This window comes from Staphylococcus arlettae, from assembly GCF_002902345.1.
Classification (GTDB): Bacteria; Bacillota; Bacilli; order Staphylococcales; family Staphylococcaceae; genus Staphylococcus; species Staphylococcus arlettae.
In genome coordinates this window covers 419,434-442,621 of sequence record NZ_PPQB01000005.1, presented here as the reverse complement: position 1 = coordinate 442,621, position 23,188 = coordinate 419,434, and the positions used below count along the sequence as shown (strand labels likewise).

Here is a 23,188-nt window from a genome sequence, read left to right as displayed (position 1 = left end):
TGAAAGACGGTAAAGCCCGTGAAGTGATAAAAAGGCAGTCATTGCGTCAATTAATTATTAATGATACAAAATAAGAAAAAGCCCCTTGTATGTCGAACATACAAGGGGCTTTAAATCATTATGGACATATAAAAAGAACCTTTTTTAAGGTTCTTTTATAAGTCAATTTATAATCTATAAATTATAGTTTAACAACGTTAGCAGCTTGAGGACCGCGATCGCCTTCAACTACTTCGAATTCAACTGATTGACCTTCTTCTAATGATTTGTAACCTTCTTGGTTAATAGCTGAGAAGTGTACGAATACGTCGTTTTCTCCTTCAACTTCGATAAAACCAAATCCTTTTTCAGCATTAAACCATTTAACTGTACCTTGTTTCATATTGTGAAACCTCCAAGACTAAAATTCATTCAATATGCTTTATTCGCATATTACAAAAAATACGATGTTACAGAAATCTGTTATTACAATATTCTTTGCAATATGGAATAAAACAATTGCTTACTTACAAGTATACGGGATTGCATATTAAAATGCAATACATAATTGAAAAATTCAAATTAGTTAAATTTTGGAAGATCATAATAAACTTTATCATTATTTAAAACAATATAACTATAAAATATTTGTAAATCCTCATCACAATCTTCACAGAATCCTAATTCACAATTGTTATAAAACGCGTGGATATTATGTTTCCCTACTAAAAAATTATCAAATTTATCTTTACTATTATTTATTATAGATCGGTATGCTTCTAACATTTCATCGTAAGTTGAAAACGATTGTTGTTCTATAATATGGTCTGTCCAGTCACTAAATAGCCACCAGCCTTCGTAATCAGCTCTAATTTTTGCAACTGTCCACATGGTTAAAGCTCCCCTTTTTCAAAAATTCATTTTCATATGTATTTTCATTTAATTTTGACATTTGTATTGTTGGCAATAGTTTAATGTAATGTAAATGTGTTAATAAATATGAAATTAACTCTATGTGTAATATTTTAACTTTAATATTGACAAAATCAAGTTTTCTGACTCATACTTTTGGCCGATAAAGGACAGGTAGAAAAACTTAAATATTAGTTTTGTAGAAAAAAATTTCGTATAATAGACCTAAGAGGTGATTTGTATGCTACGTAAACACATTAAAGTATTTGGGATGGTACAAGGTGTTGGTTTTCGTTTTTATACAGAAAGACTGGCGCTTAAATATAATATTGCAGGTACTGTACAAAATGTAGAAGACTATGTAGAAGTTTTTGCGCAAGGTGAACCAGAAGCGCTTAATCATTTTGTTGAAGCAGTTATAGCCGGTGCATCACCTGCGTCACATGTTGAGAACTTTACTGTCGAAGAATTAGACATAGACAAGACACTGACAAAATTTAAAACTATTTAAAATAAAGGAAGATGTAATTTGAGATACAATATTTCTCGTATTTTGGGGATGATAGTCGCGATACCGTTTGCGATTGTAGTATGGTTTATTTCAGTGTTTGCATTTGATATTCAGGCAATTTTTGATGTATTAATTTCAGTTGCTGCGTTTTTGGGTTCTTACTTCCCTACGCAACGCTTATCATCGAGAAAGTATCTTAAAGAAATTGGGTTATCACGGAGAGAGCATCGCTATGTACAACATCAATTAAGCCATGCACAAGACAAGATTAGACGCATATTAAAAGTATTTATTAATGTGAGATCAATTAAAGATTTCAGACAAGTGAATGAAATATATCGTATTGCACGTGCTATTTACTACGCTGTAAAACAGCAACCAGCTAAGTTTTTCTTAGTAGAAAGTTTCTTTTATTCACACATTGATAATGCTTTGAATTTAATTGAAGCATATACTCGACTCTCAAAATCACCCAAAAAATCTAAAGAAGATAAGCAACGTCTAGAACAAACACGTATTACTTTAGATGAAGTTAACCGTACTTTAGTAGCAGACTTAAAACGAATTAACGAAGAAGATTATGAAAAACTAGATATCGAAATAGAGCTAAATAAAATTGAACAAAAACGTCAGAAATGAAGTGAAATATCGACGAAAGAATGGAGCGAGATAGGTTATGACAAGAGAGCAAGATTCAATTAATGCACACCCTCTTGATTCTTTTATTGACGAGCAAGCTGCGAATGAAGGACAAATCATCCAACAAACGAAGCAATTTTCACCAGAAGAGCAAAAAAAGATTGAGGAATTAAGTTCGTCTATTACACCGATGGATCATGATGGGTTATTAAATTTCGGTACCGAAGCACAATCTAATATGTCTCAATTTTCACACCGTATATTAAACGATGTGAAAACATCGGATATCGGCCCGGTTGGAGATTCACTTAATGGTTTAATGGCTAAATTAAAATCAGTTAATCCAGATGAATTAAACCCTGAGAATCAATCAAAATTAAAACGATTCTTCAAACGTACTAAAGCATCTGTGAATGAAATTTTTTCTAAAATGCAATCAATAGGTTCTCAGATTGATCGTATTTCTATTGAATTAGACAAACATAAAACGAATTTGAAAAAAGATGTTGAGTTATTGGATCAGTTATATGACCAAAATAAGGACTATTTTGACGATTTAACATTATATATTGAGGCAGCAAAACGTAAAAAACAATTGATTGAAAGTACAGAATTACCAAAATTACAAAAAGAAGCACAAAATTCTAATAATCAAATGGTAGTGCAAGATGCCGCTGATTTGAGTCAATTTGTAGAACGTTTAGATAAACGAATATATGATTTACAACTGTCAAGACAAATTGCCATCCAAACAGCACCGCAAATTCGAATGATACAAAATGTTAACCAAGCGTTAGCGGAAAAAATTCAAAGCTCTATTTTAACTAGTATACCTTTATGGAAAAATCAAATGACAATTGCCTTAACTTTAATGAGACAACGTCATGCAGTATCCGCACAAAAAGCAGTTACTGATACAACGAATGATTTACTGTTGAAAAATTCTGCACTATTAAAACAAAATGCTATAGAAACTGCCACAGAAAACGAGCGTGGTGTAGTAGACATAGAAACATTGAAAACGACTCAAAGTGATATTATAGAGACGATAGAACAAACACTTCAAATTCAAAAACAAGGTAGAGATAAACGTAAACAGGCTGAAGGTGAACTCAGCGAGCTAGAGGGAGAACTAAAACAACATTTATTGGATATGAAAAATAAACCACAATAATTATGGTTAACATCGTGTAACTTCCCTATTACATTGATTAATAAAACAAGCACTTCCCTTTTTGGGAAGTGCTTGTTTATTAGTGTTAATTATTCTTTTTCATAGACAATCGGTTGTTCATTTTTGACTAAAGTAGCCACAATATAACCTATAATTGTAAATAATACGGCAATTGGGAACCACTCTAATGAATATTCTTTTAACGGTAAAACATCAATGAAGCTTAATTTAATCCAACCTTGAGTGTGGACAATACTTAAAATTGCAATGATAGTTACCGCTGTAACTGGAATTCTTTGTGCGATTGGTTTTGTTGGTACAATACGTGCAATTAAAATGAGTAATACTGATGTGATAGCGATTGGGTATACAACACTTAAAACCGGTACTGACATTTTAATTACTGAGTTCAATCCTTGGTTTGCTAGGATAAAACTGATAATTGTAAAAATAACTGCAAATACTTTGTACGATACTTTAGGTACAATTTTATGGAAGTATTCGGATACAGATACAATTAAACCACACGCAGTTGTTAAACAAGCAAGCGCTACAATAATACCTAACACATACTTACCAAGTGAACCAAAACCAGTTGTAGCAATGGTCGTCAATAGATATGTACCAATATTTTGATCTTTAGCAGTTAGACTGGCAATTTTATCTGGCGATATATTCATATGATTTCCAATAAAGCCTAAAGAAATATAAATAAACAATAATGCTACTGCTGCAATAACACCTGCTAATAATGTTTGTTTAAATATTTGATTTGCATGAGTGAGTCCTGTAGATTTCACAGCATTAACTACAATCATTGAAAATGCAATTGCTGCAATCGCATCCATAGTCAAATAACCGTTTGTAAATCCTTGTGAAAAACCTGCTAAATTAGATGTAAATAGCTCTGATTCCTTACTTGCTGAATTACTTCCAAAATCAATAAAACCTTTAATAATCATAGCTAAAATAGTAATTAACAATAATGGTGTTAATAAAGATCCGATACGATCTACCATTTTAGTTGGATTAATACATAAATATAAAACAATTAAGAAATAGATAACTGTAAAAATAAATAAAGCAAGACTACTATTTGTATGTGCAATTGGCGTTACAGTCATTTCGAATGATGTTGAAGCTGTACGCGGAATCGCAAACAATGGTCCAATCGTTAAGTAAATAACAATTAGAAAAACAATAGAAAACTTAGGTGATATTTTATTTAATGAACCGATATATCCCTCTTTATCTAATGCGCCTACCACTACTCCCAATAATGGTAAACCGATCCCTGTAAGTGAAAATGCTAAAATAGACGGCCAAAAGTACTGTCCACTATCTAGGCCTAAACTCGGTGGGAAAATTAGGTTACCTGCTCCAAAAAAGATAGCGAAAAGCATGAAACCTATAATCCATGTATTTTTATTCATATTTTATACTCCTTCAATCTTTCCAAAAATATAATATTCATTATTCTACCACGATTAACGACAATAAGTCTATATAACTTTTCAGAATATTTTAAACTATTGCTAAAATCGGTTAAAAAGATTTTAACAATAGTTTTTTGAGTAATGGTGAAAGCTGAATTGGTAAGTTTTCAACACCTTCTACGAACAACGCAAATTGTCCGTAAATATTGTGTATCGTTTGTTCGATATCTTCGGTAATAGGTTCTTGACTTAAAAATACATTAAAAACTTCAATCCCCATTTTACGTGCAGTTTCTACGGATTCATAAGTATCTAAAATACCATCCTGACTGTAGTTATATGCAGAAGGCTCGCCATCTGAAAAGACAATTAAAAATCGTTGATTATGAGAACGTCTGAGTAGTCTTTCACTTGCAATACGTATAGCAACGCCATCTCTGTTATCATCTTGGGGTTCTAACGCGATAATACGTGGTCCTTCATTTGAATAGATAGATTTATCATAATGAATGATTTCATCTATAATGTTTGGTTGCGTATTTTCGTCAGCTTCAAAGGCATCTTCATTAAAAGCTAAAATTTCATGTTTTACATTTAATGATTTTAACGTTTCATGGAATAAGACTACACCTTTTATGGTTTCGTCCATTTTATCTTGCATACTGGCTGAGGCATCTATTAATAAAGTGAAAGTTGCATCAAATGACTGACTTAAATCTTGTTTTTTATAAAATAATTTATATTGGTCATCAATAAACCAATTTAATAAGTTTTTTTGTAGTCGTCCTTTGGTTAAATTATGGCGTTCATCATCATGTTCACGATCAATTGTTTTTTTAATGATTTTGATTAAATCTTTAGTTTCAAAAGCTACATCTTGTTCTACTTCTCTATAAGCTTGCTGAAAATCAGGTTTTATTTCTGGAACGCGCCAATCAATATCAACATTTTCATTAATACCAGTCAGAGCAAATAGATTATTACTTCCTAGTGAGCCGCCCTCTTCGTTGTCTATAGTTTGGTTAGAACCTTTTCCTTTTTTAAGTTGCATATCGGTCATATCATCACTAGGATCGCCTTCACGAGCAGTATCATTGTCACTTGCAACGTCACTATTAGTGCCTTCATGAAGTTCCATTTCTAAATATGCACCACCTGAAGATTGACTGTCAGCACTTTTAGTTTCCGCTTTTTCGCTCTCGATATCTTCAGAATTCTCTTGTTCATTAGTACCATCAGTGTTACTAGCATCTGTACGACGCAAGTCTTCAAAAGACTGCGTTTCCATAGCACTATAAACTTGTTTAGGTAGATGATAATACTCATTAAGCATATCTTCTTTTAATATATCGTCTATTTGATACATGATTCGATCAGCTAAAAATTTGTTGTCTTCAGAGTTTTCATTGTAGAAAAAATTAGGTAAATACTGGTACATATTAACTAAAATATCATCAATTCGTGGATGAATATGAGGAATGTCATAAAAGTTTTCAGTTAAAAATGAGTGCGCCAAGTGCAATAATAATAAATCAGTAAATGTTGTTTTGGTTTTATAGACATTTATCTGTGTCTCTATAAATTGCTGTCTTACTTTATTTCTTAGAATAATTGCTTTTTGCGTACTAGGTCGTTCTTGTATAATGATATTTAAAATTCTTTTATCTTCGAGCAATTTAAATAACTGTTGATAAAACTTCGTGTGAGTAAATGATTCTACATTATTAATCACATCATTAACGACTGTTGAATCCATTAACTGGTATCCGTATGCTGCAAGCATGACATCTGTTTTTAAACCTGCAGTTTCAATATGTGTTGGTCGATGTGACCAAAAAGAGCTTGTTATCAACACATTATTGATTGGATCGAAATAAGGGAATTTTTGAATTTTGACATGTGTTTCTTTGTTTTTTAGTAATAATCTTGACAAGTCTTGTAACATCATTACTTGTTTGGCATCTAGTTGTTCGTCGTTAAATTTTATAAAACGATCACTCATAACTTATCCCTCACTAAAAGTTTAATTCAACCGCATTGATGATAGCTTGTTGTTCTCTCTCGTCTTCTAATTTATCTATAATTGTCCGCTGTATTGCCCTTTCAATTGGCATAATTGTTGCTAAATCACTTAAGTCAATTAATGCACGAATACTAGCAGCCTCTTCAGAAATTTGTCCTTGTTTTGTCATTGTACGTAAATCTTCATTGAATTTAATAATACGTGAAATTAAATTGTCGTCATCTAGTTGGCTTTGCTCTTTAATAACATTACCTAACGTATCACCATCTATATAATCCACTTGTATAACGACAAAACGGTTTTTCAAAGCTTCGTTCATTGGCAAGGTACCAATATAACCTTCGTTGATTGCTGCTATTACATTGAACCCAGGTTCAGCTTTAACAACTTCACCAGTAAATGGATTTGTTAGTTTTCTACGATAATCAAGTACACCATTTAAAATTGGCAATGTTTCCGGTTTAGCCATGTTGATCTCATCAATATATAAAATATGTCCTTCTTTCATTGCTTTAATAACAGGGCCGTCGATAAAAACAATTTCTTGTTGGCCTTCACTATTGGTTTGAATTGTTTTAAAGCCTAACAAACTTTCAGCATCTAAATCAACAGAACAATTGACTTGATACATCGGTGTTTCTATTGTTTCGCTTAATGTTTCAGCTAACTTAGTTTTACCTGAACCGGTTGGTCCTTTGAGTAATATATTTTTATTTAATCGTAATAATGCCGAAGCATCATTGAATATAGTTTCATCAGAATTGATATATTGTGTTTTTACCATGAAAAATAGCTCCTTATAATCAGTAAATGTGTTGTCATTAAAAAAGAGACTGGAGTAAAAAATCACCCTAGTCTACTATTCTAATCATGTATTACTCATGTTTAATATTAATGTCTTTTAGTTAGATGTTAAACTTCTTTAAAATAAGTTTTATAATAACCACCAACTAAACCAGCATTATCAATAATTTGATAATAATCTTCGGTTTCATTGATGACGTCATATTGTTTGCCTACTGTCAACATATCAGATACTTTAAACTTTTGTGCATTTGTATGCACAACTTCTACTTTCTTAAGTGGTTCATGTGTTTTCCATGTTTCGTGTAGCATTTTTATAAAATCCTTTCATTACTTTGTTTTTTCTAATGTTAAAATAAATGTAATTCCGCTATTTTCTGAAATTCTTAATGATTGGGCGTCACCTTGATCAAGTGTTTGGTATGGAATGCCAATAACTTCTAATTGTTGTAAAGCATGTTGATATTCCTCTGTTGATTCAGTTGCGAATTCTATTTGTTCTACAATCCCATGTGCAGGCATGTTAATTTCTTCGGCAGCAGGATATAAATGCAATTCGCCCCCTAATCCACCATCACCAATTTTGAAAACTTGAACTTTGAAATCATCGTTGTCCGATGCAACATATTCTGCGTAATGAGTAAGATTAAACACTTTAGACAAAATAGATTGTGTTAGTAATGGTTCATTCACTTTTATAATAACCGGTGCAAGTCCTTGAATTTGATGCAATGGATTCACTGAACTATCAAAAGATGGCATACCTAAAGGTGTCCCACTATTATGCTCATTGGAGTAAATGGCAAATTGTTGCCCATCATGATCTTTAAAGTGAAAGTATTGATGATCGTTTAAAGTTGTAATAGCGCTATAGTCTATACCAACATCTTTCAAAATAGCTTGATACTCTAATAAAGCTTCATCTGTGGGTACACGTAAGCCAATGCTGTTAATTTGGTTGTTCGCAATATTATAGTTAGGAATTTCTACTACATGTACACGAGTACCAGACGCTAAGTCTGCATCGCCAAAACGTAAAGCATGCTTTTTTTGTCCAACAGTCATACCTAGCACATCAGTTAATAGTGCTTGAGATTTGTTTAAATCGCTCGTTCCAATCGTAACACTTCTAAGACCATTCATTCATAGACACCTCAATACATTCTTTTGGTTTATTATAACGTATTTTCTAATTAATTTATAGAATGAACTTTGAATATGTTGAATTAACAAGAAACAAAGTTGATAAAATGATATTTTGTATTAAAATAAAGATATAAACAACTAATATTATCTTATTAACAATAATATTAAATAAGGAGGTTTTTGAATGATTAACTTCTTATTATTATTTGGCATCACAGTATTAATTGCAGTGTATTCAGGCATTACATTCTTTACGAATTTGAAAAATAAAAACAACCAAAAGTCGTCCAAAGATAAAGCGCCAAATAATAAAATTTTCGGTATAGTATTTGTTGTATTTTTAATTATTGCCATTATCGAAGTCATTGTCTACTCAATTTAAGCAACTTTAATGGCATACAAACTAGTAAACAACAAGTGTTAATCGAATCCTAAGTCAGATGCAGTGTTAAGTTTAACTGTTTTCTGACTTATTTTTTGTACTTTGACGATAAATTAATTGTACTACTCCACTTTTGTAAGTATTTACTGTAGAGAGTTCTAACTGTTTTTGGTTGTTAATAGCTACAAAAAGTGGCTTACCAGCACCTAAAATAATAGGATGCACAGCTAACTGCAATTCATCGACTAAATTTTGATTTAAAAATGTTGTGATAATACTAGAGCCACCGTAAAGCCAAATATCTTTGCCGGGTTGAGCTTTTAATTGATTTACAGTGTTGGCAATATGATTATTAATATAAGTAGTTGTAGGATTAGAGTATTGTAGTGTACGACTAAAAACATATTTGTGGGTGTTTTGCATTAATTCCCACATATGATATTCACTTTGCGGAGTATTGCTATTAGGTTGATATTCGGTCCATAAATCATAACTTTTGCGTCCAAACAGAATCGTATCAATTTGTTCTAAAAATTTATCGAATTGCATATCATCTTCCATAATGCACCAATCAATTTCACCGTTTGGCCCTTCTATAAAACCATCTAAAGTTACTGCAAGATTTAAGATTACTTTTCTAGTCATAAAACCCCTCCTTAAATTTTTAATTATGAAAATATGCTTTATCAAAAAGTTAGTTATACACTAGCTTATTTTAAACTATGAAACAGACATATTACAGTAGAAAGTTAATGTTTGATCATTAATTTGTTGTATATAACAATTGAAATTTATTATTAAAAAGTTCAAACATACTTTTGTTTTAGCTCATTTCACTAGTACAATGTGATATGTAGCATTTAAATCACTAACAATTTGGAGATGGTAATTTTGAAAATAGCCCGATTTATTTCTGTACTCTGTACAGTGTTATTAATCATTGTATTAATTTATGGACTAATAATGATGATTGGTGACTTTATGGGAGTGACGACATTTAATAATCAATTCCTCATTATTGGTATTGCTATAGTTTTATTAAGTAATTTATTTCAACAATCAAAACCCCGAGTGTCTATAGCATTATTAATTATCGGTATCATTCTTATTTTTATCGGTTAATATTATAGTGAATGAAGTTTACAATTTGGATTTTATAATAAAATCTTTAAAGCAATGTCTATCAACAGACGTTGCTTTTTTAATTTATAGTTGTGCTGACAGTGTATTTACTAGTTAACACAAAAGTTCTTGTTGCGGTTCAAATAGGCATTGAGACGGTAAATAAAGACCTCCCCCACCTCTATAATTTATATAAAGCACAAATAGTTAACTTTAACGATTGTTCTTTGTTTTGTTCTTTTTGTACGTTATAATGACCTTTGAGGTGTATAAATTATGAAAGAAATTAATGAAATTATATCTGACAATATAAAGTTATTTAGAAAACAACATGGTTATTCACTAGACCATTTATCAGAACTTACAGGAGTTAGTAAAACAATGTTAGGTCAAATAGAACGTAAAACATCAACACCATCTATTACTACGTTATGGAAAATTGCTAGTGGATTAAAAGTATCTTTCACAGAATTAACGCAAGAAAGTGATGCTATCATTAACAAAATAACGTTAGATCAGACACAAGCACTATCTTCAGAGCACAACAAATATCAAATATTTTCTATATTTAAATTTGATATTGAAAGAAAAATTGAAAGTTTTATGGCTGTCATTGAACCAAGTGGAAAAATTAGTGTATCTCCTCATGGTGCTGGCTCTATGAAGTATATAACGGTATATGATGGGACAGTAACAATTACATTAGATGGAGAAAAGTTCATTTTACAGCAGCATGAATCTATTAAATTTAATGGCAATATGTTTCATCAATATAACAATGAACATAATGAAACTGCACGGTTACATATCGTTATACATTATTAATTTACGTAATGACGGTAATGAAATAAAAATACAACGACGCTGTGCGCCGTTGTATTAAGATTAATTAACTATTTCATATTAAAGCTTTAATATTAGCTATTGTTCTTTATTTTTCTGAAGAATTTTTTGTATTTTCTCAAGGTTTGCCTTAAAATCTTTTTTAGATTGCTCACTATCATAATATTCAGGGTCGCTCTTTCTAATTAATTCTCCGTCTATTCTCCACTTGTCATGCAGTGTAAGTGGTTTGCGCTTTCTATTTCTACTTGTATTGTGTTCATTTTCAGTCATGTTCAACACCTCACAAATTTATCGTTTGCAAGTATAATAACACCTTACGCATATATTCGTACAATGTCTCTAATTTGAATTTTAAGCCCGTTTTTAGCGCATAGCGCAGTTAGATAATTCACGTGTTTAAGGATGAGATTCATAGCATAAGTAACGTATATACGAGGCTGTACGCCAAATTTATATCATGTATCCATATAAAAGATAAAGGCTACTCAATTAAGAGCAGCCCAATAACGTGAAAAGTTGATGTTTAGATTAACAGTCGCCATGTTAATCTTACAAATACTTAAGCTAATAAAGGAGAAGTTTTATGGGAATTTCCCACAAATGAATAAATACATAAAAATACAACGACGCTGTGCGCCGTTGTATTGAGGTTAATAAACTATTTTATGTTGTGTATTAAGATTCTAATAGTAAATCTTCTGGGTTTTCAATTAAATCTTTTATTGTTTTCAAGAAGCCTACTGCCTCTTTACCATCAATGATACGGTGGTCATAGCTTAATGCAATGTACATCATTGGACGGTTTTCAATAGTTTCTGCATCAATAGCAATTGGACGTGTGATGATAGAGTGCATGCCTAGGATTGCTGCTTGACTACCATTAATGATTGGCGTTGACATCATTGAACCAAAAATACCGCCATTTGTAATAGTAAACGATCCGTTGACCATATCATCTAAACCTAATTTTTTATCACGTGCTTTAACTGCTAAATTAGCAATTTCAGCTTCAATTTCCGCAAAGTTCTTCTTATCACAATCTCTAACGAATGGTACAAGTAAACCATTATCTGTAGAAACAGCAACACCAATGTCGTAGTATTCTTTAGTAATCATGTCATCGCCATCGATTTCAGCGTTAACTTCCGGATACTTTTTCAATGCTGCAACAGCTGCTTTTGTGAAGAATGACATGAAACCAAGTTTAGTGCCATCATGATCTTTAATGAATTGTTCTTTTTTACGTTTACGTAAGTTCATAACGTTTGTCATATCAATTTCATTGAAAGTTGTAAGCATTGCTGTATTGTTTGATACTTCTAGTAATTTTTTAGAAGCAGTTTTCTTACGTCTCGACATTTTTTCACGTTTAACTGGTTTTGAAGGTTTTTGAGCTGCTGGAGCTGGTGTTTCTTGTTTTTTACTACTTTCAGCCGGTTTATTGTTTGAAGCAGCTGCTCCATTTTGTTGTTGATCAACATCTTCTTTACGTACAACATCGTTTGATTTTGCTGCCACGTCGTTTAAATTAACGCCTTTTTCACGAGCATATTTACGTGCTGATGGTGTTGCATTAACGCGTTGTGTTGAATCTGTAGAGTCATTTTGTTCTGCTTTTGGTGCTTCATCTGAAGTGGACGCTGCCTCTCCAGTTGAAGATGCTTCAGTTGATTGTTGTGATGAAGTATCTTCATTGCTGTTACTTGCATTGCCTGAACCTTCTCCTACAACTGCAACAGCTTGACCAACTTCAACAGTATCACCTTCGTTGGCTAAAGTTTCTTGTAATACACCTGCTTCTTCTGAAACTACTTCAACATTGACTTTATCTGTTTCTAATTCGAGAATAGCTTCACCTTTATCGACGCTATCTCCTACTTGTTTTAACCATTCTGCAATGGTACCTTCTGTGATTGATTCTGCTAATTCTGGAACTTTTACTTCTGGCATGCCTAACTTCCCCCTAGTTATTATTTGTGCTTTGTTCAATTATCATATTTTGTACGAGTTTGTGAATTTCGCCATCACCTTCAGCTGGTGCTGCACGTTGGATACGTCCGTGATAGCTTAAATCATATTTGTCTACAGTTAACTCTTTTAAGTATGGATAAACAAATGACCATGCGCCTTGGTTTTTAGGTTCTTCTTGTACCCAAGCGACAGTTTCTAAGTTTGGTAAATCATTTAAAATAGCTTCTATTTCTGATGCTGGGAATGGATATAATCTTTCAACAGCAATTAATAAAATAGAATTGTTTGGATTTTTAGCCAAATGCTCTTTTAAATCGATAAACATTTTACCTGACGCTAAAACCACTTTTTTAACAGCTTCTTTATCATGTTCTTCAGTTAAAATTGGTTCAAATTTGCCTGAAGTAAATTTAGAAATTGGATCTGAAACTGTTTTATTACGCAATAAACTTTTTGGAGACATAATTACTAATGGTCTCATTGATTGAGTACCTAAATTAGCAGCTTGCGCTCTAAGTAAATGGAAATAGTTACTTGAGCTTGAAAGATTTGCAACAGTCATATTATTTTCGCCCGCAAGTTGTAAAAATCTTTCAAGTCTTGCAGAAGAATGTTCTGGTCCTTGACCTTCAAATGAATGAGGTAATAATAATGTTAAACCTGAACGTTCTCCCCATTTAGCTCGTGCACTAAATAAGAAATTATCAAAAATCATTTGCGACATATTTGAAAAGTCTCCGTATTGTGCTTCCCAAATAGTCATACAATCTTTATTTTGTACATTATAGCCGTATTCAAAACCAACTACAGCTGCTTCTGATAATGGTGAATTATAAACTGTGAAAGTAGCTTTTTGATTTGGAACATGATTTAACGGTATAAATGTATTGCCATTTTCTGAATCATGTAATACTGCATGACGATGACTAAATGTACCGCGTTCGCTATCTTGCCCAGTCAAACGAACTGGTTTGCCATCTTGTGTAATAGTCGCAAAGGCCAATTGTTCAGCTTGAGCCCAGTCTACTAATCCATCTTCAGAGTTAAATGGTTCTTTACGTTTTTCTAATACTTTGTTTAGTTTTTTCAACACAGTAAAATCAGACGGATAAGATAGCATAGCGTCATTTATTTCTTGTAATTGTTCAAAAGTAAATTGACGATCATCACCTTGTAAAGGTTGTTGTAAACTCTCAGGTTTTTGCATATCTGGATTATCCATTTTGTCATTTTTATCGATTTTATCATGTGCAGCACGTAATGTTTTTTGAACTTCATCAAAAATATTATTCATTTGATCCTTCGAAATAATACCTTCTTCAACTAATTGATTACCATATAAAATATCGACTGGATCATGATCACGTATTTGTTGATATGGAACTGGATTAGTGATTGATGGTTCATCCATTTCATTGTGTCCATAACGGCGATAACCAACTAAGTCAATAACCACGTCTTTATCGAATTCTTTTCTGAAGGCCATTGCAATTTCAATAGCTTCGATAGTGGCTTCTACATTATCTGCATTAACATGCATAATTGGCACATCATAGCCTTTTGCAACATCAGATGAATACGTTGTAGAACGTCCGTCTTCAGGTTCTGTTGTGAAACCAATTCTATTATTTGTAATAATATGTAGCGTACCACCTGTAGAATACCCATCTAAATTGCCAAGGTTCATTGTTTCAAAATTGATACCTTGTCCAGGATAAGCTGCGTCACCATGAATTAAAATTGGCATAGATTTATTAAATTCAGTTGTTGTCGAGCCTGCTTTTTTAGTGTCATCTTGTGTTGCTCTTGTTTTACCAATAACAACTGGTGCAACAATTTCTAAGTGACTTGGGTTATTAGCAAGTGAAATACGTTGTTCAATACCATAAGAAGATGTTGTTTTCACGCCACCTAAATGGTATTTTACATCGCCTGTCCAGCCTGAAGTCAGGTATAAACTACCGTCTTCTGGTGAGAATTTCATTGGATCAGTGTGCATAAATTCAGATAACATCATTTCATATGGTTTTTCTAGCACGTGTGTTAAGACGTTAAGACGTCCTCTATGTGCCATACCAATTTGAATGTTTTGTATACCTTCATTACCTGCTAATTTCAATGTTTGTTGTAACATTGGTACTAGTGTATCGACGCCTTCAATTGAGAATCGCTTTGCGCCTACAAAGTTTTTATGCAAATACTTTTCAAAACCTTCGACATGTGCAAGGTTTTTAAATAATTCAATTTTTTGATTGTCATTTAGTGTGGCTTTATAAGGTGTCTCTATACGACGTTTTAACCATACACGCTCTCTATTATTATTAATGTGTGTATATTCAAAGGCAATAGGACCTTTGTAACGTTTTTCCATACGAACAATAGCCTCGTATGCGTTGTCGTAAATATCTTTAAAATGTTCAGATACAATACCAGCCGAAATACTTTCCAAAGTCTCTTTATCAAGATTAAAATCTTCAATATTTAACTTTGGTACATGTTTTCTTTCAGGACGATTAACTGGATAAATATCTGCCAATAAATGCCCGTATTGACGTATATTATCGATTAATCTCATAACACGTTTGATCGTGCTATCTGCTTTGGTATTAGCGCTTTGAACGCCTGATTTGGTTTCGATGTTAGCTTCACCGTTTTTAATTGTACTAAAAAGGACTTGCAAATCTTCAGGGACTGCAGTCGGATCTTCTAAATAGTTGTCATACAAATCAAGAATATATCCTAGATTTGTCCCGAAATTTACAGGTGCCTCAGTTACCTGTCTTTCGTTGCTCATTTTACACCCTCCACAAAATAGTTGAAACGCTTACAAATCAATAATAGCATTAAATCAATTGAAATTAAAGTAGCAAAAGCTTGTATAACGCAAAAATCAATCAACAAAATAAAATTGCTATTGTATCTATATTTTGATGCTTTCTTTATTGATTAAAAAGTTGCTGTAATTAAAAAAATAACTACAATCAGTTGTACTTTGCCCTTCTTTTCGACAAACTAATCATAGTTATTTTTGTATTATTATATTTAATTGTTAAAATGTAATTTTAAATGTAGTATAACTTCCTAATTCACTATCAACTTGAATTGTTCCACCATAGTATTCGATTATTTTTTTCGCAATAGACAGTCCTAAGCCGTTGCCACCTAAGTTACGTGCACGAGATTTATCTACTCTATAGAAACGGTCAAAGATAAATTCAATATCTTCTTGCGGAATACCTAAGCCATGGTCAGTAATTTCTATTGAAATTTGTTTGTTTTTAAGACCGGTTTGAATTGTTATTTGTTTGTTTTTCTGGTCATATTTCATGGAGTTATCAATAAATATAATCAACACCTGCTCGAATTGATAGCGATTGATTTTAATATTTAAAGGTTTAGGATATGGTATAAATTCAAAGGTATAATCTTGGTGCAAATGTTCAACAGATTTAATGCGTGACTTAATTTCTTTATTAATATCTACTATTTCTATTTCACGCTCGTTTACATTGTTATTGTCTTTAGTTAATAGTAAAAGTTCTTCGATTAATTTAGTAATTCTAGTCATTTCTTCTAGTGAAATATTTAATGATTCTTCTAAGATTGCAGGATCTTTTTTACCCCACCGTTGTATAAGATTTAAATGACCTTGAATAATTTGTAATGGTGTACGCAATTCATGCGATGCATCTTCTACAAATTGTCGTTGCTGATTAAATGATTCTTCTAATTGAGCCATCATTTCGTTGAATGTATCAATTAAATTATCTGTTTCTTCATAATTTGTAGGCAATTGTAATTGTTCTTGGAAACCATCCCTTCTAATTTGTTGCATTTTATTAGACATTGTAATGAGTGGTTTAGTAATTTGTGATGACACAAAATAACTGATAATAGCTGTTAAAATAGTAGCAATTATTCCAAAAGCAAAAGCGAAAAAGTAAAGCGAGTTTACTAATGTATTATAATTATCTAATGAATGAACAATCATACTGTAACCATCAAAATTATCATTGTGCACGCTATTTGTAACGATTAGGTAATCTTTGTTGCCAGTACTTTCGATTTCAATCTGATGAAATTTAGATGGCTTTAAAGTTGGAGAATACTTAATGGAATTGTCATTTGATGTTTCGATAATTTGTTGGCCGTGATCATCAAACAAAATAACTTTTTGAAAATTACCTAATGATGCATTTAAATCTAGTGGCGTAATATCTTTAATATGTTGCGATTGAAATAAGTTGTTAATATCGTTTGAACTACGTTCTGCCTCGCTAACTTCATTGTGCCTCAAAGCACTACTTAAATAGAATATAATAATCAAACTAAAAATTAATATAGTAGAAAATGTGATTGTAGTAGTGATAAGCATCCATTGAGTTTTTAATTTACGTTGTTTCATCTTCGTATCACGTATCCTACGCCTCTAACAGTTTCTATGTAGCTATCTTTATCAAAAGGTTTCAACTTATTACGTAAGTAACGAATATAAACATCAACTACATTAGTTTCTACTTCTGAATCATAGCCCCATACATATTCTATTATTTGTTCTCGCTGCATAACATGATTAATATTTTCAGCAAGTAATAATAATAAGTCATACTCAGTTTTAGTGAGTCCAACATGTTCACCATTAACAGATACTTTAAATGCACCTTTATCAATTACTAAACCATTAATGTTAATCTCATTTTTTTGTGGTTGTCGTCTTAACATAGCACGAATTCGTGCCAGTAATTCTTCTATATCAAATGGTTTTACAATGTAATCATCTGCACCATAATCTAAACCAACAACTTTATCATAGGTGTCACTTTTCGCAGTTATCATGATAATAGGTGTATTTTGAACTTGACGTATTTGACGACATATCTCCAAACCGTTGATATTTGGTAACATCAAATCAAGTAAAATCAAATCAAACTCATATTCCAATGCTCTGTCTAAGCCGGTTTGTCCATCATTTTCAATTTCAACTTCATACGCTTCGTGTTTTAGTTCTAATTCGATAAAGCGAGCAAGGTTTTGCTCATCTTCAACAATTAATATTTTTGTCATACATCGCACCTCATATGCATCTTAGTAATTAAATAATCTTATTATAACCATATTATTTTAGCAAGCTATTCGAATGAACAATAGCATAGCTCATTACATTAAATAATGTGTTAACTTAACTCATAAAACGAAAAATTTAAAAAAATTCTAAGGATTTAATTGACAATGATTCTCAATGTTGTATAATGTAATTGAAAATGATTATCAATACTAAATAAGACATTCCCCCCACACATTACGTTCTTATTAGCATTGATCATTTTCAGAAATATCCCCTTTTATATGCCCGTAAAAGACTAACGTTGCGAGTCAACGTATTATAAAAGCTGACTTTACTTTAGTAAAGTCAGCTTTATATTTTATCTAAATGACCTAATAATTTAGATATTCAATTTTTTACGTAACATTAGCGTCGCTAAAACAATGCAAAATACGCCACCTATAATTCCCGCGATAATATCTGTAGGATAATGTACACCTAAGTAAACGCGAGAAGAAGAAATCATTATGATAAATAATGCACATAAGCCAATCATAAATCCTTTTGATTTCCCTTTCATTACTCGATTCGAGATATAAATCGCACTGCCGAAAAAGGCTGTCGAACCCATAGCGTGTCCACTAGGGAAACTGAAACCTGAAATATCGATTAATCTGAGTAAAGTAGGTCGTTCTCTGTCAAAAATATTTTTTAATAGAGGGTTTAATGTACTAGATAAACTCATAACTATAGCAAAAAATAATGCTTCAATGTTTAAGCGTTTTAGCATTAAGAATGCCACTAATAACAATGATAAGCATACCATTGCCCAAACTTCGCCCACTTTTGTTACACCTAAAAAGATTGAAGTTGTAATAAAGCTTTCTGATGAGTATATAAATTCATATACTTCATTATCAATCCATTTTCCTAATCTTGATTCATGGAAAAATGCAATGACACCAAATATTAAGGTGAAGATGATTAATAATGAAATTCTTTTCCAGTGTGACATTGCACCACGCCCCCCCTTATTAAGCTTCTGCGTCTGTAACGATTTTATCGAATAAATCTTCTTTAGTATAACTTTCTTTATAAGTTTTCATTTTATCAATAATGTCTGATCTATTATGTTCTATATCAGCTAATTGTTCAGCTAGTTGGTTTTCAGAAAGTTCATCTTCTAAAATATATCTACCGAAATCTTTTGATGCAAAATTTTTAGCGTTGTCAATTTGGTCTCCTCTAGACTGTTCCAAACCTAATGGAATGAGTAACATAGGAATGCGTAACGTTAAAAACTCATAAATCGCATTAGAACCAGATCTACTAACAACAGTATCGGTAATAGCTAATAAATCAGTTAAGTCATCTTTCACAAATTCAAACTGAATATAACCTGGGCGATTAATATATTTTTCGTCTAATAGTCCTTTACCAGTTAGGTGAATGATTTGATATGTTTTGAGTAATGCATCTAAATTACCTCTTATAGTATCATTTAATTTTTTGCTTCCGAGGCTACCTCCCATCACTAGTAAGACCTTTTTGTCGCTGCTAAACTGCGTTAATTGATAACCACGCGATTTATTACCACTTTTCAAATCTTCTCGGACAGTTGCACCTACAAAGTCAGCCTTATCTTTAGGTAAGTAGTTTAACGTATCTTCAAATGTTGTGTATATTTTTTTAGCAAACTTTAATGCTATCTTATTTGCTAATCCTGGAGTTAAATCAGATTCATGAATGATAGTTGGTATTTTTAATGACCGAGCAGCTATAACTACAGGTACAGACACAAATCCTCCTTTAGAAAATAACAAATCAGGTTTTTCTTTCTTTAATACGCGACGCGCATCGATGATTCCTTTAAGGACTTTAAAGATATCTTTGAAATTGTCAAAAGACAGGTAACGACGTAATTTCCCACTGGAAATTACATGATATTTGATTTCTGGTAGCTGTGATTCAATCATCTCTCTTTCAATCCCTTTTTGAGATCCTATATAAAAAGCTTCATGTCCTTTTGCTAATGCTGTAGGAATTAAACTTAAATTAACAGAAACATGACCAACAGTACCGCCACCGGTAAATGCTATTTTCGACATAAAACAACCTCGCTCTATTTTTTTAATTTGGTGTAATAAGCATAAAAAGGTTTCCCTTTATCAAATGGAAAATAATCCATTGTGGCTTCGCCTACTTTAGTAAAGCCAAATTTAGTGAATAATTGTTGTGCACGATAATTTAATGCAAACGTGTCAGTAAGTACATAATCAACTTCGTGGCTTTTGGCTAAATTTAAAGCAAAAGCAAAAAGTTTTGTAGCGCCTCCCTTATAATTAGGGGAATTTGCTAATCGATGTATTACAAATGCCTGATTTTTATTTATAGGCCACTTTAAGCTATCATACCATTCTGCTTGAGATTGGTCGACCGCAACAAAACCATAAACCGTATTATTTTCATCTAACACATATAGTGATTTGTTTTCAATATCACCCACGAAGTGTTGTTGTAATGGGTAGTTGTCATCCCATTGTGGATTATTATCTTGTTGCATAATTGCTTTTGCTTGATTTACGATAACCATTATTGAATCAAGATCTTTCATTGTTGCATTACGAATCATTGACTGACACCTCGTATTATTTAAGTTTATCAAGTAATTCATCAAGTACTGTATCTTTTTCGTTTGCTTTGTTGACTAACATTTCAGTGAATTTATTGTTCGTCTCTTTATCAAAATTACCATTTACAGTTAATTTTTGATCTTTTTGGAATTTTTTAATTGCTTCAGTTAATTCATTATCATAAGTTTTAGACTCGTTATTTATGGAATAACCCAATGCTTTAAGTCCAATTTTTATTGTTTTGACATGGCTAGTTTCGTCACCTTCTACATAAGTTTTGTTATTTGGAATAACGTTTAATGATTGATATTCAGGTGTGTCAATTTTAACATCAGGTTTTATCCCTTTACCATGAATATATTTATCATCTGGTGTTAACCATTTCATGTCAGTGTATTTTAAGATAGAACCATCGTCTAATTCATGAGTAGTTTGTACGATCCCTTTACCAAATGTTTTACTACCATATATTTTAGCTTTATCATGAGCTTTCATGGCTCCTGCAAAGACTTCTGAAGCACTTGCTGAACCGCCATTAACTAAGATAGCAACATTCATATCTTTAGCTTCTTTTAGTGAGTCGTTCGGTGTTTTTACCTGTTCTTTATGTTCCCCTTTTTCTAATTGCACAACAGTTTTATTTTTGTCGATAAAGATATTTGCCATTTTAACTGCTTCATTCAATAAACCACCAGGATTATTTCGTAAGTCTAGTACAATATTATCAATTCCTTGTTTGCGTGCTTTAATAATTGCAGATTTTAATTCGCCTGCTGTACTATCTTGGAATTTATTGATTTTAAACACACCACTATTTCCATGTTTTTCGTATTCAACACTTTTCACATGTATAGTATTACGTTTAATAGAAATGTCTTGTTCCTCACCATTTCTTTTTATCGTAAGTGTAACCTCACTACCTTTTTTACCTCTCACTTGTTTTACAATAGCATCTAAAGGTTTACCTTTAACAGATTTACCATTAACTTTAGTAACAATGTCTTTTGGTTGTATTCCTGCCTTTTCAGCTGGTGAGTCTTTCATAGGACTTGTTATTTGAATTTGGTCATTTTTTTTCTGCATTTCAGCGCCAATGCCGACAAAATCACCGGAGACATCTTCATTAAATGCTTTAGTTTGTTGTTTCGTCATATACTCTGAATAAGGGTCATCAAGTTGTTTGACCATACCGTTTATAGCAGCATCTGATAATTCTTTAGACTTTACGTCTTTATAGTATTCGTTATCAATTGTTTTATAGGCTTGTTCTATTTTGGCTACATCCTTACGTTGTTCACTAGTAAGTCCAGACATAAAATTACTGATGGAAATTGTAGCAAAAACCGTAATCAAAGCTGTTAATATAATAGTAGCTATAACAAGCCAAATAAATTTTCGCCGTTTGAATTGTAAGTATTTTGTAGCTGGTTGAGACTTCTCTGTGCTGTCTTCAGTATGTGTATCTTGTGGTTCTGTCATAAATTCACTTCCTAATCATCTAACTAAACAGTAAAATAGCTGGGTTTGAACTCATACGTTTCACCCAGCTATTTACTCTATTTTTATATTTTAATATATCTAAAATGTGAAACTCAAATATATTGATATTTAAAATTTAAGCCACTCTTGGTATTCTTCATATAAATCATCGAATACTGCCATAGATACTGTAAAATTGCCGTGAGTTTCAACATAATCCGATAATTGGTTGAAATCCTTTTCTTGTTTTGGAAAAGATAAGTCATCAAAAATTTCTTCGGCAAGCTCACCTTTTGCATCTTTTCGACCTCTCACGGTTAATATAAATTGATAAAATGAGTGGTTTTTCATTATTTCATTGTCACATCAGCGATTTTAGTTTCACCTTTTATTAAATCAGTAGCTTCAGCGAAGTTTATATCACTCGTTTGATCTGAATTAGTAATGATGATTGGAGAATTTGTTGATTTAGCATTTTTTTGAATATAGTCAATATCAAAACGTAAAATTGGATCACCCACATTGACAGTATCTCCACTGTCTACTAATACTTCAAAGCCCTCACCATCAAGTTGTACAGTATCTAAACCGATGTGTACAAGTAACTCTAAACCATTTTCAGCTTTTAAACCAATAGCATGTTTGGTAGGAAATACATTATCTACTTTGCCTTCTATAGGTGAAACTACTTCACCTTCACTAGGATTAACTCCAAAGCCTTCTCCCATCATTTTTTGGGCAAAAACTGGATCAGGAATATCTTCGATTTGAATATATTGTCCAGTTATTGGTGCAAAAACTTCCGTATTTTTGTTAACTTCTTTACCTTTTCCAAATAATTTTTTAAACATATCGTATTCGCTCCTTATTTATTAAAATGGGTTAGTAAATCACCATACCCTAGTTCTTCTAATTTATCATACGGTATAAATTGTACTGCTGCAGAATTAATGCAATAACGTAAACCACCAGATTCTTGTGGCCCGTCATTAAACACATGACCTAAATGACTATTTGAGTCTTCAGATCTTACTTCTGTACGAACCATACCAAAAGATTTATCCACTAATTCGACAATTTCATCATC

Annotated in this window: 27 protein-coding genes; 7 read left to right on the top strand and 20 right to left on the bottom strand. The window is 32.0% G+C overall.

The genetic code is table 11. The features are described 5' to 3' along the window. A partial coding sequence (locus CD036_RS13260; protein WP_258027384.1) for a hypothetical protein occupies positions 1-74 on the top strand: 74 nt, incomplete at its 5' end. A gap of 107 nt (positions 75-181) precedes the next feature. Here CD036_RS13260 and cspA read toward each other — a convergent pair. Further along, a complete protein-coding gene (gene cspA / locus CD036_RS02340) occupies positions 182-382 on the bottom strand; it encodes a cold shock protein CspA (RefSeq protein ID WP_001831260.1) in 201 nt (66 codons plus the stop codon). 179 nt (positions 383-561) lie between these two features. After that, positions 562-870, bottom strand: coding sequence for a regulatory protein MsaA (gene msaA, locus CD036_RS02335; RefSeq protein WP_002511118.1), 309 nt, complete (start codon positions 868-870; stop codon positions 562-564). 262 nt (positions 871-1,132) lie between these two features. On the opposite strand from msaA, the gene CD036_RS02330 reads away from it, so the two are divergent. Genes CD036_RS02330 through CD036_RS02320 form a run of 3 tightly spaced genes read left to right on the top strand, consistent with a single transcriptional unit; the run spans position 1,133 to position 3,215 of the window. Beyond that, positions 1,133-1,402, top strand: a complete 270-nt coding sequence (locus CD036_RS02330) for an acylphosphatase (protein WP_002511123.1) — start codon at positions 1,133-1,135, stop codon at positions 1,400-1,402. A gap of 18 nt (positions 1,403-1,420) precedes the next feature. Beyond that, entirely contained in the window at positions 1,421-2,041 is a 621-nt protein-coding gene (locus CD036_RS02325) for a 5-bromo-4-chloroindolyl phosphate hydrolysis family protein (protein ID WP_002511124.1), read from the top strand. A gap of 37 nt (positions 2,042-2,078) precedes the next feature. Continuing rightward, the gene (locus CD036_RS02320; protein WP_002511125.1) at positions 2,079-3,215 is read left to right on the top strand and encodes a toxic anion resistance protein; all 1,137 of its coding nucleotides are present in this window, start codon (positions 2,079-2,081) and stop codon (positions 3,213-3,215) included. Positions 3,216-3,304: 89 nt separating this feature from the next. Here CD036_RS02320 and brnQ3 read toward each other — a convergent pair whose 3' ends face one another. The 5 genes from brnQ3 to CD036_RS02295 all read right to left on the bottom strand — a co-directional run bounded on the left by brnQ3 (position 3,305) and on the right by CD036_RS02295 (position 8,621). Then, entirely contained in the window at positions 3,305-4,648 is a 1,344-nt protein-coding gene (brnQ3, locus tag CD036_RS02315) for a branched-chain amino acid-like transporter carrier protein BrnQ3 (RefSeq protein ID WP_002511126.1), read from the bottom strand. A 112-nt stretch (positions 4,649-4,760) separates the two neighbouring features. After that, a complete protein-coding gene (locus CD036_RS02310) occupies positions 4,761-6,653 on the bottom strand; it encodes a vWA domain-containing protein (protein WP_103387902.1) in 1,893 nt (630 codons plus the stop codon). A 13-nt stretch (positions 6,654-6,666) separates the two neighbouring features. Further along, positions 6,667-7,458, bottom strand: coding sequence for an ATP-binding protein (locus CD036_RS02305; protein ID WP_002511128.1), 792 nt, complete (start codon positions 7,456-7,458; stop codon positions 6,667-6,669). Positions 7,459-7,586: 128 nt separating this feature from the next. Continuing rightward, positions 7,587-7,790 carry a DUF6501 family protein gene (locus tag CD036_RS02300; protein WP_021458799.1) on the bottom strand — a complete coding sequence of 68 codons (204 nt, stop codon included), beginning with the start codon at positions 7,788-7,790 and terminating at the stop codon, positions 7,587-7,589. Between the two features lie 18 nt (positions 7,791-7,808). Further along, a complete protein-coding gene (locus tag CD036_RS02295) occupies positions 7,809-8,621 on the bottom strand; it encodes a VOC family protein (RefSeq protein ID WP_021458798.1) in 813 nt (270 codons plus the stop codon). Positions 8,622-8,808: 187 nt separating this feature from the next. Between CD036_RS02295 and CD036_RS02290 the strand changes: the two genes are divergently transcribed. Beyond that, the gene (locus tag CD036_RS02290) at positions 8,809-9,006 is read left to right on the top strand and encodes a hypothetical protein (RefSeq protein WP_002511131.1); all 198 of its coding nucleotides are present in this window, start codon (positions 8,809-8,811) and stop codon (positions 9,004-9,006) included. 72 nt (positions 9,007-9,078) lie between these two features. On the opposite strand, the gene CD036_RS02285 is transcribed toward CD036_RS02290, so the two are convergent. Then, positions 9,079-9,651, bottom strand: a complete 573-nt coding sequence (locus tag CD036_RS02285; protein ID WP_103387901.1) for a dihydrofolate reductase family protein — start codon at positions 9,649-9,651, stop codon at positions 9,079-9,081. Positions 9,652-9,897: 246 nt separating this feature from the next. On the opposite strand from CD036_RS02285, the gene CD036_RS02280 reads away from it, so the two are divergent. Further along, positions 9,898-10,128: a hypothetical protein gene (locus tag CD036_RS02280; RefSeq protein ID WP_002511133.1), complete on the top strand. Its 231-nt coding sequence runs from the start codon at positions 9,898-9,900 to the stop codon at positions 10,126-10,128. 276 nt (positions 10,129-10,404) lie between these two features. Next, positions 10,405-10,953, top strand: a complete 549-nt coding sequence (locus tag CD036_RS02275; RefSeq protein WP_002511134.1) for a helix-turn-helix domain-containing protein — start codon at positions 10,405-10,407, stop codon at positions 10,951-10,953. A gap of 96 nt (positions 10,954-11,049) precedes the next feature. On the opposite strand, the gene CD036_RS02270 is transcribed toward CD036_RS02275, so the two are convergent. The 12 genes from CD036_RS02270 to CD036_RS13255 all read right to left on the bottom strand — a co-directional run. Further along, positions 11,050-11,244, bottom strand: a complete 195-nt coding sequence (locus CD036_RS02270; RefSeq protein WP_103387900.1) for a hypothetical protein — start codon at positions 11,242-11,244, stop codon at positions 11,050-11,052. Positions 11,245-11,649: 405 nt separating this feature from the next. Further along, on the bottom strand, positions 11,650-12,924 hold the full coding sequence (gene odhB, locus CD036_RS02265) for a 2-oxoglutarate dehydrogenase complex dihydrolipoyllysine-residue succinyltransferase (RefSeq protein WP_103387899.1): 1,275 nt from the start codon (positions 12,922-12,924) through the stop codon (positions 11,650-11,652). 13 nt (positions 12,925-12,937) lie between these two features. Continuing rightward, a complete protein-coding gene (locus CD036_RS02260) occupies positions 12,938-15,739 on the bottom strand; it encodes a 2-oxoglutarate dehydrogenase E1 component (RefSeq protein WP_021458796.1) in 2,802 nt (933 codons plus the stop codon). Between the two features lie 255 nt (positions 15,740-15,994). Beyond that, positions 15,995-17,350, bottom strand: a complete 1,356-nt coding sequence (locus CD036_RS02255; protein ID WP_002511138.1) for a HAMP domain-containing sensor histidine kinase — start codon at positions 17,348-17,350, stop codon at positions 15,995-15,997. Further along, positions 17,347-18,009, bottom strand: a complete 663-nt coding sequence (locus tag CD036_RS02250) for a response regulator transcription factor (protein ID WP_002511139.1) — start codon at positions 18,007-18,009, stop codon at positions 17,347-17,349. The genes CD036_RS02255 and CD036_RS02250 overlap by 4 nt, the downstream gene beginning before the upstream one ends. A 380-nt stretch (positions 18,010-18,389) precedes the next feature. Then, positions 18,390-19,004, bottom strand: coding sequence for a phosphatase PAP2 family protein (locus CD036_RS02245; RefSeq protein WP_002511140.1), 615 nt, complete (start codon positions 19,002-19,004; stop codon positions 18,390-18,392). Between the two features lie 19 nt (positions 19,005-19,023). After that, positions 19,024-20,097 carry an undecaprenyldiphospho-muramoylpentapeptide beta-N-acetylglucosaminyltransferase gene (gene murG / locus CD036_RS02240; protein WP_002511141.1) on the bottom strand — a complete coding sequence of 358 codons (1,074 nt, stop codon included), beginning with the start codon at positions 20,095-20,097 and terminating at the stop codon, positions 19,024-19,026. 14 nt (positions 20,098-20,111) lie between these two features. Then, positions 20,112-20,621, bottom strand: coding sequence for a GNAT family N-acetyltransferase (locus tag CD036_RS02235; RefSeq protein WP_103387898.1), 510 nt, complete (start codon positions 20,619-20,621; stop codon positions 20,112-20,114). A 16-nt stretch (positions 20,622-20,637) separates the two neighbouring features. Continuing rightward, positions 20,638-22,101: a S41 family peptidase gene (locus CD036_RS02230; protein WP_002511143.1), complete on the bottom strand. Its 1,464-nt coding sequence runs from the start codon at positions 22,099-22,101 to the stop codon at positions 20,638-20,640. A 129-nt stretch (positions 22,102-22,230) separates the two neighbouring features. Continuing rightward, positions 22,231-22,452 carry a YozE family protein gene (locus tag CD036_RS02225; RefSeq protein WP_002511144.1) on the bottom strand — a complete coding sequence of 74 codons (222 nt, stop codon included), beginning with the start codon at positions 22,450-22,452 and terminating at the stop codon, positions 22,231-22,233. Further along, positions 22,452-22,952 carry a PTS sugar transporter subunit IIA gene (locus tag CD036_RS02220; protein WP_002511145.1) on the bottom strand — a complete coding sequence of 167 codons (501 nt, stop codon included), beginning with the start codon at positions 22,950-22,952 and terminating at the stop codon, positions 22,452-22,454. Before CD036_RS02220 ends, CD036_RS02225 begins: the two co-directional genes overlap by 1 nt. A 14-nt stretch (positions 22,953-22,966) precedes the next feature. Beyond that, the coding region (locus CD036_RS13255) for a peptide-methionine (R)-S-oxide reductase (RefSeq protein WP_258027382.1) at positions 22,967-23,188 on the bottom strand (222 nt) is incomplete at its 5' end.

What these genes read in the sequence shown, in the direction of transcription:
- cspA (WP_001831260.1), bottom strand. Translation starts at nt 382, where the DNA reads ATGAAACAAGGTACAGTTAAATGGTTTAATGCTGAAAAAGGATTTGGT.
- msaA (WP_002511118.1), bottom strand. Translation starts at nt 870, where the DNA reads ATGTGGACAGTTGCAAAAATTAGAGCTGATTACGAAGGCTGGTGGCTA.
- CD036_RS02330 (WP_002511123.1), top strand. Translation starts at nt 1,133, where the DNA reads ATGCTACGTAAACACATTAAAGTATTTGGGATGGTACAAGGTGTTGGT.
- CD036_RS02320 (WP_002511125.1), top strand. Translation starts at nt 2,079, where the DNA reads ATGACAAGAGAGCAAGATTCAATTAATGCACACCCTCTTGATTCTTTT.
- brnQ3 (WP_002511126.1), bottom strand. Translation starts at nt 4,648, where the DNA reads ATGAATAAAAATACATGGATTATAGGTTTCATGCTTTTCGCTATCTTT.
- CD036_RS02310 (WP_103387902.1), bottom strand. Translation starts at nt 6,653, where the DNA reads ATGAGTGATCGTTTTATAAAATTTAACGACGAACAACTAGATGCCAAA.
- CD036_RS02305 (WP_002511128.1), bottom strand. Translation starts at nt 7,458, where the DNA reads ATGGTAAAAACACAATATATCAATTCTGATGAAACTATATTCAATGAT.
- CD036_RS02300 (WP_021458799.1), bottom strand. Translation starts at nt 7,790, where the DNA reads ATGCTACACGAAACATGGAAAACACATGAACCACTTAAGAAAGTAGAA.
- CD036_RS02295 (WP_021458798.1), bottom strand. Translation starts at nt 8,621, where the DNA reads ATGAATGGTCTTAGAAGTGTTACGATTGGAACGAGCGATTTAAACAAA.
- CD036_RS02290 (WP_002511131.1), top strand. Translation starts at nt 8,809, where the DNA reads ATGATTAACTTCTTATTATTATTTGGCATCACAGTATTAATTGCAGTG.
- CD036_RS02285 (WP_103387901.1), bottom strand. Translation starts at nt 9,651, where the DNA reads ATGACTAGAAAAGTAATCTTAAATCTTGCAGTAACTTTAGATGGTTTT.
- CD036_RS02275 (WP_002511134.1), top strand. Translation starts at nt 10,405, where the DNA reads ATGAAAGAAATTAATGAAATTATATCTGACAATATAAAGTTATTTAGA.
- CD036_RS02270 (WP_103387900.1), bottom strand. Translation starts at nt 11,244, where the DNA reads ATGACTGAAAATGAACACAATACAAGTAGAAATAGAAAGCGCAAACCA.
- odhB (WP_103387899.1), bottom strand. Translation starts at nt 12,924, where the DNA reads ATGCCAGAAGTAAAAGTTCCAGAATTAGCAGAATCAATCACAGAAGGT.
- CD036_RS02260 (WP_021458796.1), bottom strand. Translation starts at nt 15,739, where the DNA reads ATGAGCAACGAAAGACAGGTAACTGAGGCACCTGTAAATTTCGGGACA.
- CD036_RS02255 (WP_002511138.1), bottom strand. Translation starts at nt 17,350, where the DNA reads ATGAAACAACGTAAATTAAAAACTCAATGGATGCTTATCACTACTACA.
- CD036_RS02250 (WP_002511139.1), bottom strand. Translation starts at nt 18,009, where the DNA reads ATGACAAAAATATTAATTGTTGAAGATGAGCAAAACCTTGCTCGCTTT.
- CD036_RS02245 (WP_002511140.1), bottom strand. Translation starts at nt 19,004, where the DNA reads ATGTCACACTGGAAAAGAATTTCATTATTAATCATCTTCACCTTAATA.
- murG (WP_002511141.1), bottom strand. Translation starts at nt 20,097, where the DNA reads ATGTCGAAAATAGCATTTACCGGTGGCGGTACTGTTGGTCATGTTTCT.
- CD036_RS02235 (WP_103387898.1), bottom strand. Translation starts at nt 20,621, where the DNA reads ATGATTCGTAATGCAACAATGAAAGATCTTGATTCAATAATGGTTATC.
- CD036_RS02230 (WP_002511143.1), bottom strand. Translation starts at nt 22,101, where the DNA reads ATGACAGAACCACAAGATACACATACTGAAGACAGCACAGAGAAGTCT.
- CD036_RS02225 (WP_002511144.1), bottom strand. Translation starts at nt 22,452, where the DNA reads ATGAAAAACCACTCATTTTATCAATTTATATTAACCGTGAGAGGTCGA.
- CD036_RS02220 (WP_002511145.1), bottom strand. Translation starts at nt 22,952, where the DNA reads ATGTTTAAAAAATTATTTGGAAAAGGTAAAGAAGTTAACAAAAATACG.